At 61.5% G+C, this 19371-nt stretch carries 17 protein-coding genes; 6 read left to right on the forward strand and 11 right to left on the reverse strand.

Features of this window, described 5'->3' with window-relative positions; all coding sequences use genetic code 11:
• Window positions 1–5 precede the first annotated feature (5 nt).
• Window positions 6–1784, reverse strand: coding sequence for an NAD(P)H-dependent oxidoreductase subunit E (locus BMY38_RS16465; RefSeq protein ID WP_092764913.1), 1779 nt, complete (start codon window positions 1782–1784; stop codon window positions 6–8).
• A 330-nt stretch (window positions 1785–2114) separates the two neighbouring features.
• Between BMY38_RS16465 and BMY38_RS16470 the strand changes: the two genes are divergently transcribed.
• Entirely contained in the window at window positions 2115–2528 is a 414-nt protein-coding gene (locus BMY38_RS16470) for a hypothetical protein (RefSeq protein WP_092764915.1), read from the forward strand.
• Window positions 2529–2658: 130 nt separating this feature from the next.
• On the opposite strand, the gene BMY38_RS16475 is transcribed toward BMY38_RS16470, so the two are convergent.
• Together BMY38_RS16475 and BMY38_RS16480 are read right to left on the reverse strand one after the other, a co-directional pair.
• Window positions 2659–3435, reverse strand: coding sequence for an FG-GAP repeat domain-containing protein (locus tag BMY38_RS16475; protein ID WP_245737658.1), 777 nt, complete (start codon window positions 3433–3435; stop codon window positions 2659–2661).
• Window positions 3432–3755 (reverse strand): 2Fe-2S iron-sulfur cluster-binding protein, encoded by a 324-nt coding sequence (locus BMY38_RS16480; protein ID WP_092764917.1) that lies wholly within the window; start codon window positions 3753–3755, stop codon window positions 3432–3434. The genes BMY38_RS16475 and BMY38_RS16480 overlap by 4 nt, the downstream gene beginning before the upstream one ends.
• Window positions 3756–3933: 178 nt before the next feature.
• Between BMY38_RS16480 and BMY38_RS16485 the strand changes: the two genes are divergently transcribed.
• Entirely contained in the window at window positions 3934–4428 is a 495-nt protein-coding gene (locus BMY38_RS16485) for a peptidoglycan-binding domain-containing protein (RefSeq protein WP_092764919.1), read from the forward strand.
• Window positions 4425–5153, forward strand: a complete 729-nt coding sequence (locus BMY38_RS16490; RefSeq protein ID WP_092764921.1) for a heparan-alpha-glucosaminide N-acetyltransferase — start codon at window positions 4425–4427, stop codon at window positions 5151–5153. Before BMY38_RS16485 ends, BMY38_RS16490 begins: the two co-directional genes overlap by 4 nt.
• 70 nt (window positions 5154–5223) lie before the next feature.
• On the opposite strand, the gene BMY38_RS16495 is transcribed toward BMY38_RS16490, so the two are convergent.
• The 6 genes from BMY38_RS16495 to BMY38_RS16520 all read right to left on the reverse strand — a co-directional run bounded on the left by BMY38_RS16495 (window position 5224) and on the right by BMY38_RS16520 (window position 12311).
• The gene (locus BMY38_RS16495) at window positions 5224–6627 is read right to left on the reverse strand and encodes a Do family serine endopeptidase (RefSeq protein ID WP_092765040.1); all 1404 of its coding nucleotides are present in this window, start codon (window positions 6625–6627) and stop codon (window positions 5224–5226) included.
• Between the two features lie 351 nt (window positions 6628–6978).
• Window positions 6979–8064 carry a protease modulator HflC gene (gene hflC, locus BMY38_RS16500; protein ID WP_092764923.1) on the reverse strand — a complete coding sequence of 362 codons (1086 nt, stop codon included), beginning with the start codon at window positions 8062–8064 and terminating at the stop codon, window positions 6979–6981.
• Window positions 8064–9224, reverse strand: coding sequence for an FtsH protease activity modulator HflK (gene hflK, locus BMY38_RS16505; protein ID WP_092764925.1), 1161 nt, complete (start codon window positions 9222–9224; stop codon window positions 8064–8066). Before hflK ends, hflC begins: the two co-directional genes overlap by 1 nt.
• Before the next feature lie 68 nt (window positions 9225–9292).
• The gene (gene gor, locus BMY38_RS16510; RefSeq protein WP_092764927.1) at window positions 9293–10651 is read right to left on the reverse strand and encodes a glutathione-disulfide reductase; all 1359 of its coding nucleotides are present in this window, start codon (window positions 10649–10651) and stop codon (window positions 9293–9295) included.
• A gap of 96 nt (window positions 10652–10747) precedes the next feature.
• The gene (gene rpiA / locus BMY38_RS16515) at window positions 10748–11536 is read right to left on the reverse strand and encodes a ribose-5-phosphate isomerase RpiA (RefSeq protein WP_092764929.1); all 789 of its coding nucleotides are present in this window, start codon (window positions 11534–11536) and stop codon (window positions 10748–10750) included.
• A 28-nt stretch (window positions 11537–11564) separates the two neighbouring features.
• Complete coding sequence (locus tag BMY38_RS16520) at window positions 11565–12311, reverse strand: thiamine diphosphokinase (RefSeq protein ID WP_245737659.1); 747 nt, start codon at window positions 12309–12311, stop codon at window positions 11565–11567.
• 80 nt (window positions 12312–12391) lie between these two features.
• Here BMY38_RS16520 and BMY38_RS16525 point away from each other — a divergent pair, with 80 nt between their 5' ends.
• Window positions 12392–14656 (forward strand): hypothetical protein, encoded by a 2265-nt coding sequence (locus BMY38_RS16525; RefSeq protein WP_092764931.1) that lies wholly within the window; start codon window positions 12392–12394, stop codon window positions 14654–14656.
• 787 nt (window positions 14657–15443) lie between these two features.
• On the opposite strand, the gene BMY38_RS16530 is transcribed toward BMY38_RS16525, so the two are convergent.
• A complete protein-coding gene (locus tag BMY38_RS16530) occupies window positions 15444–15689 on the reverse strand; it encodes a DUF2842 domain-containing protein (RefSeq protein WP_092764933.1) in 246 nt (81 codons plus the stop codon).
• Between the two features lie 3 nt (window positions 15690–15692).
• Entirely contained in the window at window positions 15693–16988 is a 1296-nt protein-coding gene (locus BMY38_RS16535) for an adenylosuccinate synthase (RefSeq protein WP_092764934.1), read from the reverse strand.
• 148 nt (window positions 16989–17136) lie between these two features.
• On the opposite strand from BMY38_RS16535, the gene secG reads away from it, so the two are divergent.
• Both secG and BMY38_RS16545 read left to right on the forward strand, forming a co-directional pair.
• Window positions 17137–17496 carry a preprotein translocase subunit SecG gene (secG, locus tag BMY38_RS16540; RefSeq protein ID WP_092764936.1) on the forward strand — a complete coding sequence of 120 codons (360 nt, stop codon included), beginning with the start codon at window positions 17137–17139 and terminating at the stop codon, window positions 17494–17496.
• Between the two features lie 165 nt (window positions 17497–17661).
• Window positions 17662–19305, forward strand: a complete 1644-nt coding sequence (locus BMY38_RS16545; RefSeq protein WP_092764938.1) for a CTP synthase — start codon at window positions 17662–17664, stop codon at window positions 19303–19305.
• The last annotated feature ends 66 nt before the right edge of the window (window positions 19306–19371 follow it).

Raw genomic sequence — 19371 nt, forward strand, 5'->3', positions numbered from 1 at the left:
GCGGGTCAACCGTCCAGCGCATCGTTCGTATCATATCCGTCGCTGTCGGGCATTGGCGCGACGCCACCTCCGACTTCCTCGGCGAAGTGCCTCATCACCAGTTTGATCGGGTTTGGCGCGGCCTGCCCCAGACCGCAGATCGAGGCGTCGACCATGGCTTGACTGACCTCTTCCAAAAGGCCCGTATCCCAGATCTTGGCCTGCATCAGCTTGACGGCCTTTTCGCAGCCCACGCGGCATGGCGTGCACTGACCGCAGCTTTCCGCCTCGAAGAAGCGCAGCATGTTCAGCGCGGCATCCCGCGCCCGGTCGTGGTCGGACAGAACGACGACGGCCGCCGAACCGATGAAACTGCCCAGCGGTTGCAGCGTGTCGAAGTCCAGTGGCACATCGTCGATCGACGCAGGCAGCAGGCCCGACGACGGTCCCCCTGGTTGATAGGCCTTGAACACGTGGCCGTCGGCCATGCCGCCCGCCGCCGCGATCACGTCGCGGATCGTCGACCCGGCAGGCAGAAGGTGCACGCCCGGATCGGCCACGCGACCGGACACCGAATAGCTGCGCAGACCCTTGCGGCCATTCCTTTCGACCGATGACAGAATCTCCGGTCCTTCGCGCAGGATACGGGCGATCCAGTGGCAGGTCTCGATGTTGTGGACCAGCGTGGGTTGCCCGAACAGCCCGACCTGCGCCACGTAGGGCGGGCGGTGACGGGGAAGGCCGCGCTTGCCCTCGATGCTCTCGATCATCGCGGATTCCTCGCCACAGATGTAGGCACCCGCACCGCGGCGCAGATCGACGTAGCCCGGTTCGATCAGACCCGCCCTTTCGAGGGCCGCGATTTCGGTAGCAAGGATGTGCAGCACTGCCGGATATTCGTCGCGCATATACAGATAGACACGCTCCGCCTCGACCGCCCAGGCCGCGATCAGCATGCCCTCGAGGAAGAGGTGCGGCACACGTTCAAGATAGTAACGGTCCTTGAAGGTGCCCGGCTCGCCCTCGTCGCCATTCACGGCCATGTAGCGCGGGCCCGCATTGCCGCGCACAAAGCCCCATTTCTTTCCCGACGGAAAGCCCGCCCCGCCCAGGCCCCGCAAGCCGCTGTCGGCAATCGTCTGCTGCACGGCCTGCCAGTCGCCACCCGCGCGCAGGTCGGTCAGCCGCACGTACCCGCCCCCGGCGAGATAGGCGGCGAGGTCTTCGTAGTCTGGGATGACGGCGTGCAGATCGCCCGCCTCAAGCGTCTGGGCCACCAACTCCGGCGTCGCGTGGTCGATGTGGCGGTGGCCGATCTCCAGCACCGGCGCGGTATCGCAGCGGCCCATGCAGGGTGCGCGCAGCACACGAACCTTCGCGGGATCATGGCCCGATTCCAGCGCCGCGATCAGTGTCTCCGATCCCGCCAATTCGCACGACAGCGAGTCGCAGACGCGGATCGTCAGGTCAGGCGGCACCGGGTCGTTTTCGCGCAGCGGATCGAAATGGGCATAGAAAGTCGCGACCTCCCAGACTTCGGCCATCGACAGGCGCATGTCCTCGGCCAGCGCGCGAAGGTGGGCTGCAGATTGGTGACCGTATTCGTCCTGGATCAGATGCAGGAACTCGATCAGCAGATCGCGCCGTCGCGGCCGGTCGCCCAGAAGCGCCCGCACTTCGGCGAGTGCAACATCGTCGTATTGCCGCCCCTTCGGCGTCGCCCGCCCCCGACCCTTGCCGGATTTCCAGACGCCTTTTCCGGATTGGCCCGTCCCGTCGCCGTCTGTCTTATCGTGATCCAGCATGCCGCATCCTTCCTGTCGTCACCGCGAGCCTAGAATGGAGACGGCGCGTCCCGGCGCGCGATTGCGACGCCGAGCCTTCTGTTTGCGCTGTTCCCTGATGTGTCGCAAGACGCGTGGCGGCGATGCGCGCCAATCGCTCCGCAGAATACGCGCCTATCATACGCCGATGTCGCTGATCGGAGACTGCCATTTTCAATCGTTCTCAGCGGTGCCCTGCTGACGGTCGAGCCATGACAGTCCCGGAAATCACTCCAAGGCGGGCTGCCTGCGCCACCCTCGGGATGGACACGGCGGTCAGCTGCGGCAAAAGTGTTCACAAAGGAGAAGTCGATGCATTCGTTTCTAACCTATCCATTGCTGGTCAGCCTTACCTTGTTTGCCGCACCCGCTTTTGCGGAACGCACCATGACTGCGGATGAATTCGCCCAGATGGTGACTGGCAAGACATTGTATTTCAATCGCTTCGGGGAAGCATTCGGAGCAGAACAGTATTTCGACGACAAGCGCGTCATCTGGGCATTCGAGAATGGCCAGTGTCAGCGCGGCATCTGGTTCGAGAATGCAGCGGGCGAAATCTGCTTCATCTATGATAATGATCCAGGGTCGCAATGCTGGAACTTTCTGGAGGGCGACGGCGGCGAGTATCGCGCGCGCCTGGCCGGGGCCGATCCGTCGCAGGACCTCGTAACACGGAAGATCGGCACCGACGCGCTGGACTGCCCGCTGCCCGATCTGGGGGTCTGACGCCGCCAGGGACGCAGGTCCACCACGCGTTCAGTCCGGCTGTGCGGGCCGGGCCGCTAGATCTGCCTTTCCGGACGGTCAAGCGCGCCGATCCCCGCTCCCTGCGGAAGCACAGACGGCATCGCCGGTATCATCGGCGGCAGGCCACGGCATCTTTTGCCGCAGCGTTGGACCACAAACCAATTTCGCGCGCGCGGATTGTCCACCCGTCATAGGTTACGGCCAGCATCCGAGACCGGTCGGCGTCCGACAGAACGATTTCCGGTCCCTGCCCACAGTCGCGCAAGCCGCCGTGGATGACTTCATCGCCGATAGCATGACTGGTCAGCCCGGTTGCGGCCGCAACCTCGCGGAAGTCGCCGGCGGCATAACGCCAGATGCGCAGGATCTTGGCCAAATGGGGCCGGTCGACATAGGCGATCTCGACATATCCGTCGCCATCCAGATCGCCCGCTGCGGCTGGAGCCAACCAGCGATTGCTTTGCCCGATATAGGGAGTGGCGGCGATTTCGATCAGGGCGCGATCTCTGTGCTGATAGATGACCAGCTGCGCACCACGATCAAGATTGGACCGGACGGCGATGATTTCCGGGGTTCCGTCGCCCGTCACGTCGACCAGTCGCGGGGCAGTATCCTCGAATACGTGCCCATCGCCTGCTTGTGTTGTGACAATACGGCAGTCCCCATCTTCCGTCGCAATTTTGGCAACCAAATCACGTGCATCCGGGACCGACCCCATAATGCCATGACCATAGATGCCGGTCGGAGTGCTATACCACGCAGCATTGGGCTCTGCTTCTGCGGCCTCGACCAGACTGCCTCTGATGACGTCCGCAGGTGGCGGGGCAAGACATGCGGCGGCGGGCCGGGACAAGGCAAGCGTCGCGAGAACCGCCAGACGGATCAAATCTGCTTTTCCGGCATCTGTACCACCAATCCGTCCAGTGCATCCGTCACCTTTATCTGGCACGTCAGGCGAGACTTTGTGGCGTCAGGCTCGTAGGCGAAATCCAGCATGTCTTCCTCCATCGCGTCCTTGGCAGGCAGCTTCTCGACCCAGTCGGGCGCGATATAAACATGGCAGGTCGAACAGGCGCAGGCCCCGCCGCAATCGGCTTCGATACCGGGAATGTTGTTGTCACGCGCGCCTTCCATCACGGTCAGGCCGGTGGGGACGTCGACGACATGCTCTTTGCCGCCGTGCTCGATGTAGGTGATCTTGGGCATAGGAACTCCTGCGATTTTCATCTTGTGGGTTAGCGGGGTGGTGACGTATGCGCAACAACCCGCAGGGGCGATCCGGCCGATCTGACAACCTCGTATCTGCTAATGTTTGTCCTTGGCGGCACTTAGTTTAAGGTCGCATGAACGCGCGGCGACAGATCGCGCCTCGAGGCCCGTGCATATGCTCCGAACGACCCCCCTTCTCTTGCTGATGACGGCTTGCGGTATTTCCACGGTCGAGCCTGTGACCAGGACGATCGGTCCTAGCAATGCTCTGCCTGGCACTTGCCATGCGCTTGGTGTGACGCCCGCCATTCTGGAAACGGTGACAGAACAGCGGTTGGAGAGTGCCGAAGTTCGGAACTCCGACGGTATAGTGGTGGAGCCTGCGCGGTTCCGTACCTTGACGTCGACACGCATCGTGCAGGAACGGGGCGAAAACTGGTTCGAAATCCCCTGCGCGCTGCGCGACGGCGACCCGGCCTTCATTGCACAGATTCAACGCGCCCTGGCGGCTCGGGAATTATACGCGGGCGATATAAATGGCATGTACGATCCGCCGACCCGAAAGGCCGTGCGGACATTCCAGGCAGCTCGCGGTCTGGAAAGTGGAATGTTATCGAAAACCTCGGCACAGACACTTGGATTGGTCGAACTGGGACGGAACGGCATATGATTATCACCAAAGGGCGTCTGATCGCGGTCGATTGGATGCGGACGCTGGCTTTCGTTGCCATGGCCATCTTTCATTTCGGACGCGACTTCGAGGTGCTGGGACTGGTCCCGCCCGGCACGACCTTCGGCGGTCTATGGGACATCTCGGCCCGCACCATTGCCGGCAGCTTTCTGTTCTTGGTCGGGTTCTCGTTGTGGCTGGCGCATGGGTCGCGCTTCCGGGCCCGGTCCTATTTCAAGCGTCTGGCCGTGTTGATCGTGGCCGCGGCGGGGGTCAGTCTTGCGACCTATTTTGCTGTGCCCGGGGCCTGGGTGCGGTTCGGCATTCTTCATTCCATCGCTCTCACGTCACTTATCGGACTTCTGTTTCTGCGGGCCCACTGGGTCGTCACGCTGGCGGCAGCCGCAGCCGTATTCTGGCTGGCACCGATGTTGCGAACGCCCGCGCTGGACGGAGCATGGTGGATGTGGACCGGCCTGGGCACATGGGTGCCACCGTCAATCGACTATGAACCGTTGGTGCCATGGCTTGCACCTTTGCTGGCGGGGCTGGCCTTCGGACAGGCCGGGGGAGGCAGACTGATGCAGTGGGGGCCCAAGCAGCCGGGTCAATTGGCCGAAGCGCTGGCCTGGCCGGGGCGCCACGCATTGAGCCTGTATCTGATTCATCAACCAATTCTGGTGGCCGTCGTGTTCAGCGGGGCATGGGTCTGGCGCCAGTTGTGAAAACGGGCGCCCAAAGACGCCCGTTTTACACATTGCTTCAAACCCGAAGGCTGAAATTCATGGTATAAGGTTATTCCCCGTCCAGCGGCAGTGCCACGAACCGGGCGTCCTCCCCGCGACGTATCAGCAGAAGGAAAGACTTCTGGCCGGCATCGCGGGCTTCGGCAATCCTGTCTTCCAGATCGGAAAGGGTTCCGACGGCAACCTGTCCCGCCTCCTCGATCACGTCGCCGATGCGGAGGCCTTTTTCGAAGGCTGCCGAATCCTCTTCGATGTTGGATACGACCAGACCTTCGACATCGGCTTCCAGGCCAAGTTGCGACCGCAATTCATCAGTCAGGGTCGAGATGGTCAGACCCATGATCGTGCTTTCGGTTGCCTCATCAGGAGACTGCAGCGAAGCAGGAATCGTCCGTTCCGCATCTTCGCGACGACCCAGCGTAACCAGAAGGGTCTGCGTTTCGCCGTCGCGGAAGATCACGACCCGCACGGCGGTATCGACCGGTGCATTTCCGACGGTGCGAACAAGCTGCTTGGTGTCCACAATGTCGATCCCGTCGAAGGTCAGGATGACATCACGTGGTAATATCCCGGCCTCGGACGCAGGCCCCTCCGGCACATCTGTCACAAGGGCACCGCGCGCGGTTTCAAGACCCAGCGCATCGGCCAGTTCCGTATCCACATCCTGAATGCGCACGCCCAGCCAGCCGCGGCGGGTCTCGCCGAATTCCTGCAACTGGCCCACGACATTGTTGACGACATTTGACGACATCGCAAACCCGATACCGATCGAGCCGCCATTGGGCGACAGGATGGCGGTATTCACCCCGATCACCTGACCGTCCATGTTAAACAGCGGACCGCCCGAGTTGCCGCGGTTGATCGCGGCGTCGGTCTGGATAAAGTCGTCATATGCGCCCTGAAGTTCCCGTCCCAAAGACGATACTATGCCCGCACTGACCGAAAAGCCCTGACCCAGCGGATTGCCCATGGCCATGACCCAGTCGCCTGTCCGCATAGCCTTGCTGTCGCCGAATGAGACGAAAGGCAGCGGTTCGGAGGATTCGACCTTGAGCAGGGCAAGATCGGTGTTGAGGTCGGTGCCGATGATCTCGGCAGGCAGTTCCTGACCCGAGAAGAACTCGATCATGATCTCGTCCGCATTCGCGATCACGTGGTTATTGGTTACGATATAGCCGTCTTCACTGATCACGAACCCGGAACCGAGCGCACTGCCACGACGGCGAGGCATCTCGGGTACATTCCCGTCGGGCGAATTGCGGCGGCGGAATTCCTCGAAGAAATCCTCCAGCGGGCTGCCTGAATTCGGACCCTGATCGGCGGCGGCAATCGAGGTATTCGTAGTGATGTTCACGACCGCGCCAGAAACCTGATCGACAAGATCGGCGAATGTGTCGGGAGCGCGTTGCGCAACAGCCGCTAGGCTGGATGCGACCAGCATCGCTAGCCCCATCACGAGCGTCGTCAGCGCGCGAAGCGCAGCGGTGACTGACAATTGCGGATTCGTGTCTGTAGTCAAGGAAGGTCCCTCCTGAGATACCTGTTCATGCCCTTGGCAGAGCAAATTGGAGTCCCGATTGAACTGACGCTGCCGGGCCCCGGGTCCGTTGCATGTTCGCATCGGTTGCCAAACTTTCAACGCACTCGCCATCACACTCGCGTGAGAGGTCAGGTCCAAACTACAACCTTCGCATCCGCGCGCCAAGGGTGAAGAAAAAACGGCCGCCGCATTACGGAGCCGTGTCTGCCAGGTGGAACGGGCCGACCTGTGAAAGCGGCCCGTTCAGTTTGCCATGGTGACGGACTAGTTGCCGGAGCCAGCCGTGACACCTTCCGCAGGCACGGCAGCGTCGCCTGCGGGTGCAGTGGAATCGTCCGGTGCGATTGCGTTGTCCGCAGGTGCGGTTGCGTCATCTTCGGGCGCAGTGGAATCGTCTGCGGGGGCGGTCGCCTCCTGCGATGATGCTGGGAGAAGCGCGGGCTGAGCCGAACCGATCTCGCGCTGTGCAGCGCCGGAACTGCCCGCAATACCGTCTGTCTGCAGATAGTCGAAAAACTCCGAGTCCGGCGACAGAACGAGCGTCGAGTTCGAACCCTGCAGCGCCCGCGTATACGCCGTCAGCGAACGATAGAACTCAAAGAACTCCGGGTCGCTGCTGAAGGCTTCGGCGAAGATGCTGTTACGACGGGCATCTGCCTCGCCTCGGACGATCTCTGCTTCACGGCCTGCGTCGGACGTCAGCTCGATCACGGTACGGTCGGCCTGGGCGCGGATGCGCTGTGCGGCTTCTTCACCGCGCGCGATCTCGTCAGCAGCTTCGCGTTCGCGTTCAGCCCGCATCCGGGCGAAGGTCGCGTCGAGGTTCTGCGGCGGCAGATCGGTGCGCTTGAGGCGCACATCGATGACCTGCAACCCAAGGTTTGCCGCCCGCGTCCGCGAAGCCGATGCGATCCGCAGCATCAGCGCGGCCCTGTCTTCCGACAGGATCTCGTTCGAGGACACCGAACCCAGGACTTCGCGCATCTGCGACCGGATAATATCGTCCAGACGCTGTTCCGCCTGTTCGGTTCCGCCCGTCGGATTGGCCTCCCGGAACTGGAGCAGATCGGCGATTCGATAGCGCGCGAAAGCGTCGACCACGAGGCGACGATCGTCGCTGGGAGTGACCTCCATCGGGTCAATATCGCGCGACAGAATGCGGTCGTCATAGTAGGCGACGTCCTGGATCAAGGGGATCTTGAAGGCGATCCCCGGATCTTGCTTGACGTCAACGACGCGACCGAATTGCAGCACCAGCGCCTTCTGGCGTTCGTCGACCACGAAGACCGACGAGAAGATCGCCACGAGAATTACTGCTGCGATCGGCAGGAGATATGCTGTCCGTTTCATCAGTTGTTTTCCTCGTTACGCGTACCGCGCAGTTCGTTGAGAGGCAGATAGGGCACGATACCCTGACCGCCGCTGCCGCCGACACTGGTGTCGATGATGATCTTGTCGACGTCGCCCAGCACCTGTTCCATAGTTTCCAGATAGAGACGTTTGCGGGTGACCTCGGGCGCGGCGGAGTACTCCGTCAGAACCGAAGTGAAACGGCTGGCTTCACCGGTGGCTTCATTGACGACGCGGGCGCGGTAGCCTTCAGCCTCTTCGAGAAGCTGTGCGGCTTCACCCCGCGCGCCGGCGAGCACCTGATTGGCATAGCGGTCGGCCTCGGACTGGAGACGGTTGCGCTGCTGCTCGGCGGCCTGCACCTCGCGGAAGGCGTCGATCACCTGCTCGGGCGGGTCGGCCCGGTCGAAGTTGACCCGAAGGACCTGCATGCCCGAATCGTAGCTTTCGAGCGTGGCCTGGATCAGAGTCCGAAGTTCTTCGGCGATGATGCCCCGGTCCCGGTTCAGGACCGGTGCCAGATCCGACCGGGCGATGATTTCACGCATGGCGGATTCGGACACGGCGCGGATCGTCTGCTCCGGGTCGCGCAGATTAAACAGATATTCGGCCGGGTCATTGATGTTCCAGACGACCTGGAAGTCGATGTCGACGACATTCTCGTCGCCAGTCAGCATCAGGCCCTGTTCGTCGCGGTTGCCGCGGTTGACACCGATGGCCACCGTGCGCTCGGACGTGACCGAGAGAACTTCTTTGGTAACAATAGGCCACGGCGCGAAGTTCAGACCGGGTGCGCCCACATCGGAGAACTTGCCCAGGAACAGCTCGACCGAACGCTGATCGGCCTGCACGCGATAGAACGACATGAACAGCCAGATCAGGAGAACCCCCAGCAAGCCGATCACGATAGTCGCGCGGTTCAGTTCGAACCCGCCCCCACCGCTGCCACCGCCGTTGGGGTTGCCGCCACCGCGACCGCCCATGAGAACCCGGAGCTGGTCTTGCCCCTTTTTCATCAGCTGGTCGATTTCCGGCACGCCTTGCGGACCTCGGTTCGGGGGGCGGCGCCCGCCATTCGGACGCTGCGAGGCGTCCCGGTCGTCGCCGTCCCCGCCACCGGATTTCCCGCTGCCCCCCCAGGGGCCTCCGCTACCTGCCATCAGGATCGTCCCTTCATTCCATTTATTCTATCACGTGGTGTTACAGATTGGTCCCGCGACCTAACATATCAAGCAAGGTCCCGCACGGGGTGTGTCATCGTCACCAATTCCTCGGCCATCGTCGGGTGGACGGCGCAGGTCCTGTCGAAGTCCGCCTTGGTCGCTCCCATCTTCAGGGCAATGCCGATGAACTGGATCATCTCTCCCGCACCGGGGCCGACGATGTGGATGCCCAGTACCTTGTCGGTCTTTTTCGAGACCAGCATCTTGAACAGCATCCGCTCCTCTCCGCCGACGAAAGTCGTCTGCATGGGGCGAAAAGCGGTGGCATAGACCAGCGTCGGTTCCTGTTCGCAGGCTTCTTCCTCGGTCAGGCCAATGGTGCCCATCTCGGGCTGGGTAAAGATCGCTGTGGGGACAAGCGCATGATCGACGGGGGTCTTGTTGCCCTGAAACACGGTCTGGTGAAACGCGACACCATCGCGGATCGCCACGGGCGTCAATTCGACGCGGCCTGTCACGTCGCCAATCGCATAGATCGACGGAACGGCGGTCTGGCTGTACTCGTCGACGCAAATTTCACCCCGCCGCTCCAGCTCGACGCCCAACTCTGCCAGACCCAACCCGCCGGTATTCGGATTGCGACCCGTCGCCCAGACCAACAGATCGAACTCCTCTTCGTGGCCGTTGGAACCCTTTACCCAAATCCGGTCGCCGCGCTTTTCGATTTTCATCGGGGCGCAGCCGGTATGAATCCTGACGCCACGCTGCTGCATCGCGTCGCCGATATGGCCCCTCGCCTCCTCGTCGAATCCGCGCAGGATCTGTGCGCTGCGCACGAACATGCTGACCTCTGACCCGAGGCCGTTGAATATGCCCGCGAATTCGCAGCCAATATAGCCTGCGCCCACGATCAGCATCTTTTTCGGAAGCTCGGGCAGATTGAACAGGTCGTCCGACATAACCCCAAGATCGGCGTTCTTTATGTCTGGCAGTATCGGATGACCGCCCACGGCAACAAGAATGTGTTTGGCGGTGTAGGTGGTGCCGTCAGCCAATTCAACGGTATGCGCGTCCATCAGCACGGCACGCTGATCGTGGATCGTGACGCCTGCCTTCTGTAGATTCGTGCGATAGATTTGTTCGAGCCGATCCAGTTCGGCATTGAGATGCGTGATGAAATGCGGCCAGTCGAATTTACCGTTCGAAACATCCCAGCCGTACTCTTTCGCCTGCTGCATCAGTTCGGCATAGCCCGAGGCGAAGACCATGAGCTTCTTCGGAACGCAGCCACGAATGACACAGGTGCCGCCCATGCGGCTTTGTTCCGCCAAGCCGACCTTGTGTCCATCCTGTGCCGTCAGTCGCGCGGCCCGCACACCGCCCGAGCCGCCACCTATAACGAAGAGGTCATAGTCGAAGTTCATTGTAGATCCTTCCGGGAATGTCGCCGTGGTGGGATATCTGCGCGGGCGCGCACCGCACGCGGCCTCGTCGGATTACGGATGCGGCCTTGCCGCACCTCAGTCCGCGATCGCCACGAAGATGTTGTCATCGTCCTGGATATCGACCTTTTCGTAGGTCACGGTTCCATTGTTGATATCGCGCACTTCGACACCGCCATCCGCATCGCCCATGATCACCACGTCGCAGATATCCAGAAACAGCCCATTCTCGACCACACCGGGTATCTGGTTCAGCACAAGCGCAAGTTGCCGCGGATTACCGATACGACGCAGATGAAGATCGAGGATCAGGTTGCCCTCGTCTGTGCGATACGACGCATCGCGGTTCAGGCGCAGGGTGACCGACCGGCCCGCGACGTCCATGCCGATCAGCGATTCCTCGATCAACGCCTTGGTAGTCTGCCAGCCGAAGGGAATGACCTCCACCGGCAGGGGGAAAGCGCCAAGATGATCGACCTGTTTTGACTTATCGGTAATGACGACCATCATATCCGAGGCTGTCGCAACGATCTTTTCCTGCAACAGTGCGCCACCGCCGCCTTTGATCAACGCCAGATCGGGGTCGAATTCGTCGGCACCGTCAATCGTCAGGTCCAACCACTTCACGTCTTCCAGAGTGGCGATCGGAACACCGCATTGACGGGCCAGTTCCGCCGTGCGTGTCGAAGTCGGCACGCCGGTCACGCGCAAACCGTCCTGACGGATCATTTCGCCCAGACAGCGAACCATCCAGGCGGCGGTGGATCCGGTTCCCAGGCCGACCCGCATGCCGTCCTGAACATAGTCCAGCGCGCGGCGGGCCGAAACGTATTTGGCCATGTCGATAGGGTTCGGTGTGGCGGACATCGCTGCGCTCCTTAAGGTCGTCGCTGTCTTATAGACGGGAGATCGCCGCTCTGCGAGGGGTTGCGTCCAGCGATTTGAGCAGGGTTGGCAGTGCATCCGCCGGCAGGATCAGCGCCATCGGTCCATCCAGCCGCAAACGCACGTGCCCGATGACTTCATTCGAGGTTCCGGTACGCATGGTGGGACCGAACTCCAATCCGTCGATCGGCCAGAGCAGCCCCTCGGACGTGCCGCGCACCGGACCCATCGGCCAGAGCGACAGGCGCGTACCGGCCTTCAGTGCCAGATCAAGCGAAGGCGGCGCGATGCATATGCAGTCTTCTTCGCCCAAAAGCACGCAATTCTCACCGCTACGAACCATTTCGGTCAAACACGACAGAAAATGATCGACGCGTGCACCGATGAACCCCACCGCAATGGTTAGGGCTGCGGGACTGATGCGCAGCGCCTTGGCAAAATCTGTGCTATTCTGTTCGGCGATGTGATGCAGGCGGTCCGCAAAAGCAGAACGTGCGGCATCCGAGATCGAATCGAGGTCGCCGATCACTGTTTCGGGAACCATGCCTGCGGCCAGTGCGGCATCTGCACCGCCATCTACGGCAATGAGACGGGGCGCATGTCTTAAAGCTTCTTCAAGGGTTCGGATGGTAACAGGCGCCCCACCGACCAGTGTTTGCCCTTCCAGGGTTGGAGGTATGTCGTCAATGAGACCAATTCGTTTCGAATCTGGCAAGAATCCGCCCTCGGCATCGTCAAATGGTCCCGATCCGGGCACGATTTGAATGGAATCGTTTGTTTATGTGCAAGGTGAAGTGAAACAGGATTCCCTCGCGGGAATAAAGTGGAGGCGCCCCGATGGTCCCCGACAAAAAGATTCTCACTGTTGCCTACGGCACGTTTTCCTGCACCCTGGAAGGGTTTGACGATCCGTTCAGCACGATGACAGGCATCGCGGAATATTTCCGGGATCTTGCTGCGGATGACCGATTCTTCGGTGCGGAACCTCCTACCCCGGATATGGCAATGCTGCGCATGATTGCGGAAACCCGCGCCAAGCAATCGGTCGAGGCCAAGCCCGAAGACGGCGGCATCCTGCTGCGTCCGTCGGCGTTGCCTGCCGCCGATGCGGTTTCTGCCGCCTTCGATGCCCGCGAAGCCCCCGCCGATATCGCCGCGATGGTGTTGGCCGATAAGGCTGAAGCGGTATCCGAAGCTGACGCCACCGAAAAAGACGACGTCGCCACAGAGGACAGGGGCGACGAGATTGACACCGGACAGGACGATGCGCCTGAGGCTGATACCGTATCGGCAGGGCCGGACGAAGATGCAGTTCAAGCCGATGTTGCGGACGCTTCCGACAGTGTTGCTGCGAAACTGGCGCGTATCCGTGGTGTGGTCGAAGCTGATCGCCAGTCATCCGCTGTCTATGCCGAAGATGAACATGCCGACGACATGATGGATGATGCGTCCTACGAGGATGACGGCTACGACGACGCGCCGATGGCAGACGACACGCTTGCCGCTGCGTTTGCCGCCGATGCGCTGGACGATCTGCCGACCGATGCTACCGTGGAGGATGATGGGTCAGAGGAAGCGGACGGCGAGGACACGATGGCCGCTGATCTGGCTGCCATACTGTCGTCCGATCTGGATAAGCCTGCCGAAATCGAACCGACCGAGGAGGCGATTGAACCCGCCGCACCTGAGACAGTCATTACCGAGGACAGCACGCCCGTCGAAGCTGCCGGAAGCGGGACCGAGACCGACGATCAGGAAAACGACGCACAGGTCGAAGACGATACGGACCCCTCCAATGGGGAAGAGGCCGAAGCCGCCGTGCCCCGCCGGATACGGATCCGGAAAATTCGCCGCGCCGAGGCTGCGGCCAAGCGGGCCGCCGAGGAAGATGCCGCCGTCGTGGAAACAACCGAGCTTGAGGCAGAAGATGCGTCTTCCGTACAAGCTGCGCCGCCCGAAGTGGCAGAAGATGTTGCTGCATCCGACGAGGATGAAGGTGACGAGCTGATGGCCGAACTGGCCGCCATCGAAGCCGAACTGACCCTTGATCCGATCAATGCGACGGGCGAAACGGCGATCCCGGCCACGGAAAAAGCTGCCACGCAAAACGCGGCCGATGAAGACGATGACTTGATGGCCGAACTGGCCGCGATCCGTCTGGACGAGGGCGATGACCTGACGGCCGAAGATGAAAATGACGGTATCGTAAGCTCGATTCTCGGGATGGACGACGAGGACGACGACGCAGATCTCGTGGCCGCCCTGCAGGACGACGATGCCGAGCATGATGCCGTCATCAAAGACTCTGCGCCGAAGCATGACGATCCCGTCGTGGAAAATGCCGAGGAAGATCTTGCCCATCCGGTCGCCGAAAACGATCCGAGTTCAGAAAGCGGCGGCGATCTGGTGGAAGATGAAGAAGAACGCGCCGCAGTCCCTTCGGACCCCGACATGGAACGTCTGTTCGCCGCCACAGACAGCCGTCTGTCGGGCGAGGACACGTCGCGCCGCCATGCCAACATCTCGCACCTGAAAGCCGCCGTGGCCGCCCGTCGTGCCGACGGTCCTGTCGAGACACAAGACCAAGACGATACCGGTGCCTATCGCGCCGATCTTGCCAGCACAGTTCGTCCGCGACGCAAGGTCCCCGCCGAAGGCCGCTCCACCCCGCGCCCCGAACGCCCTGCACCGCTGGTCTTGGTGTCGGAACAGCGGGTCGAAGACGCCACACCTGCCGCCGAGCCCGCTCCGGTTCAGCCGCGCCGCGCGCCGCGCACCGCCGAGATGGAAGTTCGTGACGACGCGCTGATGGGAGCTGAAGACTTCGAAGCCTTCGCAGCCGATGTCGGCGCCAGCGATCTGGCCGACATTCTGGAGGCCGCTGCGGTCTACAGCGCCAAGGTCATGGGGCAGGACAATTTCTCGCGCCCCCGTCTGTTGCATCTGGCTGCCGAAGCGGTCGACGACCTGAGCCGCGAAGATGGTCTGCGTGGTTTCGGTCAGCTTCTGCGTGACGGTACGATCCGCAAGGTTAGCCGGGGCACATTCGCCCTGGCCACCGACAGCCGCTATTCCGATCAGGCCGAGCGTCGCGCGGGCTGAACCTGCGGAAATCAACTTCAGAAGGCTCCGTCGTGCAACCGGCGGGGCCTTTTCATTTGTCCTATCGGGTTTCGTAGTTGGTCTTGTCAAAAGGTGGGTGCTGACTTGTGCCGCCCAGTCAAACCGGACTTGCAAACCGGTCTTTCGGATGTGTCAGGTTGACATAATCTCGCGCCAAATCAGCCTAAGGCGGCGACACGGTCTGTTGTCTTGGAAAAAATTCTCCTCGCCAGCCAAAAAACCGGATTGGCATACGACGTCTGGATAGTGTCGACGATTTCCGCATAGCGCCAGTTGCTGCTTGAATGGCCCGGACCCGTCGATCGTGGAGTGAAATCGCCGGACTTCTGGGCTAAAAGCGCCAAACTTCATGCGCGCTGCTCGGGAACTTTGCCTCGAGACGCTCATGATCAACGGGTCATTCGTGCTGTTGGAACACTCGCCATCGGGTATATGGATGCTGCTGAACCCGATCGAGGCTTCGACATGCCGTAGCCGCAAGTCGACAACCGGGCAGAGCCCCTGCGCTGTGGATCTCGGGTGTATCCATCAAATATCCGACTGCTTCGCCCTTGTTGGCCGTCGATCACATCGGTCAGCGGGTTTGCCATGGCAGACAGCCCAGGTGGAGTCGCCCGCAATCAGCAACCGCATCGCGCCCATCAACTCCAGGCCTGCAAACCGGCAAAATCAGCAGTTTAAAGGTGAGGCTCTGGCCTTGATGTCGGGCAAGACACAAGACACCCGGGCCACTGATCGCAGCATAACGGCACATCCATGCAACGGATCAATCGGCATCACCTTCAGACGCATCCGGATCTTCGCGACTTGTGCCCAGAAAGATCGGTTTCAACGGGAAGAACGCCACCACGCCCAGCACGATATAGATTGCCAGCTCGATGAGCAGCGGCGGTTGCCCCCAGCGGTCGTAGATTATCCCCATGATCCCGACGACCAACACGATATACAGCGGCAGCCCGACGACGAGGATGAGAAGCGAAAGACGCTTTCGGGTCTTGTGTGACAAGGCCATGGGTCAGTCCTCGAACGGATCGGTTACCAGGATCGTATCCTCGCGTTCTGGCGAAGTGGAAAGCAGGGCGACGGGGCACTGGATCAACTCTTCCACACGGCGGACGTATTTGATCGCCTCCGCGGGCAGGTCGGCCCAGCTGCGCGCACCTTCGGTCGATTGCGACCAGCCGGGCATTTCCTCGTAGATCGGGTTGCACCGCGCCTGTGCGTCCGCCGCGAACGGCAGATGATCTATGGTCTTGCCGTCCAGCTCGTACCCGGTGCAGATTTTCAGCGTCTCGAACCCGTCGAGCACATCCAGCTTGGTCAGCGCGATCCCATTGACGCCCGATGTGGCGCAGGTCTGCCGCACCAGCACGGCGTCGAACCAGCCGCAACGGCGCTTGCGGCCTGTTACCGTTCCGAATTCGTGCCCGCGCTCGCCCAGACGCTGACCGTCGGCATCGTCCAGTTCTGCCGGAAACGGGCCTTCGCCGACGCGGGTCGTATAGGCCTTGACGATGCCCAGAACGAAGTCGATCGCGCCCGGTCCCATTCCTGTGCCGGTAGCGGCCTGACCCGCGATGACGTTGGAGGATGTCACGAAGGGATAGGTGCCGAAGTCGATGTCGAGCAGCGCCCCCTGCGCGCCCTCGAACAGAATGCGTTTACCAGCGCGGCGCTTCTGGTCCAGCACCTTCCAGACGGGTGCGGCATATTCCAGAACGGCTGGCGCGACATCGCGAAGCGCAGTCAGCAGCGCATCGCGGTCGACGGGCTCCATGCCCAGGCCACGACGGAGCGCATCGTGGTGCGCAAGCGCGCGGTCGACGCGGGTTTCCAGCGTTGTTACATCGGCCAGATCGGCGACACGAATGGCACGGCGACCGACTTTGTCTTCATAAGCCGGGCCGATGCCGCGTCCTGTGGTGCCGATCTTGGTTCCCTTGGCCGAGGCCTCTTCCCGCGCGCGGTCCAACTCGCCATGGATCGGCAGGATCAGCGGCGTGTTTTCGGCGATCATCAGGGTCTCGGGCGTGACAGTGACACCCTGTTCGCGCAGCTGGTCGATTTCTTTGATCAAATGCCAGGGGTCCAGGACCACACCGTTGCCGATGACCGACAGCTTACCGCCCCGCACGATACCCGATGGCAGCAGCGACAGTTTGTAGACCTTGCCATCTATGACCAGCGTGTGGCCCGCGTTATGCCCGCCCTGAAATCGCGCGATCACATCCGCGCGTTCCGACAGCCAGTCGACGATCTTGCCTTTGCCTTCGTCACCCCACTGGGCACCGACCACCACTACGTTCGCCATTGCAGGCCCTCGATCCGGTTGAAACCGTTCCCCCCTAACCCGGCCCGCGGTGACAGGGAAGCCTTGCAAACACCCATCGCCGCGCAGGGCTTGCGGGGCCGCGCCGCAGACAATAGGTAGCCCAGCGAACAAGTCTGAGCGGGCCGCCATGGAAAACGTCATCCTCGTCATTCACCTGATCATCGCATTTTGCCTGATCGGGATCGTGCTTTTGCAGCGGTCCGAGGGTGGCGGCATGGGTATGGGCGGGGGCGGAGGCGGCGCGATGACCGGGCGTCAGGCAGCCACGGCGATGACCAAACTGACCTGGGTTCTTGCGATTTCGTTTCTGGTTACATCGGTGACGCTGACGATTGTGGCGGCACAGAACGCGGCCGGCGGATCGGTGGTCGATATTTTGCCGTCGACCCCCGAGAATAGTGTGTTGGCCCCGGCGCCGCCCTCGGGTGACAGCCTGCTGCCACCGACGGCGGGGGATTCTCCGGCAGTGCCCCCGCGTTCTGAATAAGACCCGACGGGCATATCTAGACAGGACGGGACGAAAACTCTCAGGATATAGCGGGCGGCGGTTGCGGCCCGGCATATTGTCCTGTTATTCTCAAATCCCGTGATTGACGATTTTGGGCCGTGATTCTCGGCCCCGGATTCAGGCGTATTCGCGGGGGCATCTGGCATGGCACGATTTATCTTCATCACCGGCGGGGTCGTATCTTCGCTGGGCAAGGGGCTTGCCTCGGCGGCCCTTGGTGCGCTGTTGCAGGCACGGGGATACACGGTTCGGCTGCGCAAGCTTGATCCCTATCTGAACGTCGATCCGGGAACGATGTCGCCCTTCGAACATGGCGAGGTCTTCGTGACCGACGATGGCGCGGAAACAGATCTCGACCTTGGACATTATGAGCGGTTCACGGGTGTGGCGGCGCGGTCGACCGATTCGATCAGCTCGGGCCGGGTCTATTCCAACGTGCTGGAGAAGGAGCGGCGGGGCGACTATCTGGGGAAGACAATTCAGGTCATTCCGCACGTCACCAACGAGATCAAGGATTTCATCCGCATCGGCGAGGATGAAGTTGACTTCATGCTCTGCGAGATCGGCGGCACCGTCGGCGATATCGAGGGCCTGCCCTTCTTCGAGGCGATCCGTCAGTTTGCGCAGGAAAAGGAGCGGGGTCAGTGCCTTTTCATGCATCTGACGCTACTGCCATTCATTAAAGCTTCCGGCGAATTGAAGACCAAGCCGACGCAGCATTCGGTCAAGGAACTGCGATCCATCGGCCTGGCCCCCGACATCCTCGTTTGCCGATCCGAAAGTCCGATTCCGACTAAGGAACGCGAAAAACTCGCGCTGTTCTGCAATGTGCGGCCGGATGCGGTGATCGCGGCGCAGGACCTGAAGTCGATCTACGAAGCGCCGCTAGCCTATCACCGCGAGGGTATGGATCAGGCCGTGCTGGATGCCTTTGGCATTTCGCCTGCGCCCAAGCCGAACCTGGACCGATGGGAAGATGTCGTCGACCGTATCCACAACACCGATGGCGAGGTGCGCGTCGCCATCGTCGGTAAGTATACGCAGTTGGAAGACGCCTATAAATCCATCGCCGAGGCGCTGACCCATGGTGGCATGGCCAATCGCGTCAAGGTCCGGATCGAGTGGATTGATGCCGAAGTCTTCGAGAATGAAGATGCCGCCCCGCATCTGGAGCGGTTGAACGCGATCCTTGTGCCAGGTGGCTTTGGCGAACGGGGAACCGAAGGCAAGATCAAGGCCGCGCAATTCGCGCGAGAGCGCAAGATCCCGTATCTTGGCATTTGTCTGGGGATGCAAATGGCGGTGATCGAGGCGGCCCGCAACATGGCCGACATGGGCGACGCCGCGTCCGAGGAATTTTCCGAGGGCGTCGATCCGCGCAATTTCACGCCCGTCGTCTATCACCTGAAGGAATGGGTGCAGGGCAACGCCAAGGTAACGCGCACCAAGTCCGACGACAAGGGTGGCACCATGCGTCTGGGTGCCTATGACGCGGTGCTGACCGAAGGATCTCGCGTTGCCCAGGCCTATGGCGGCATCGCCATCGAGGAGCGGCATCGCCACCGCTATGAAGTCGACATCAAATATCGTGAGCAATTGGAGAAGAATGGCCTGCTCTTCTCCGGCCTTTCGCCCGACGGTCGCCTGCCCGAAATCGTCGAGGCCAAGGATCACCCTTGGTATATCGGCGTGCAGTTCCACCCGGAGCTGAAGTCCAAACCTTTCGCACCGCATCCCCTGTTTGCCGATTTCGTGCGAGCCGCGAAGGAGCAATCGCGGCTGGTGTGACCGTCGCCAGAGAGAGTGGCTTACGCTGAAACCGGCCTATGGATTGCGCGTAACTCCAACACGGGA

Origin of the sequence: Jannaschia helgolandensis (assembly GCF_900109285.1) — a bacterium.
GTDB lineage: Bacteria > Pseudomonadota > Alphaproteobacteria > Rhodobacterales > Rhodobacteraceae > Jannaschia > Jannaschia helgolandensis.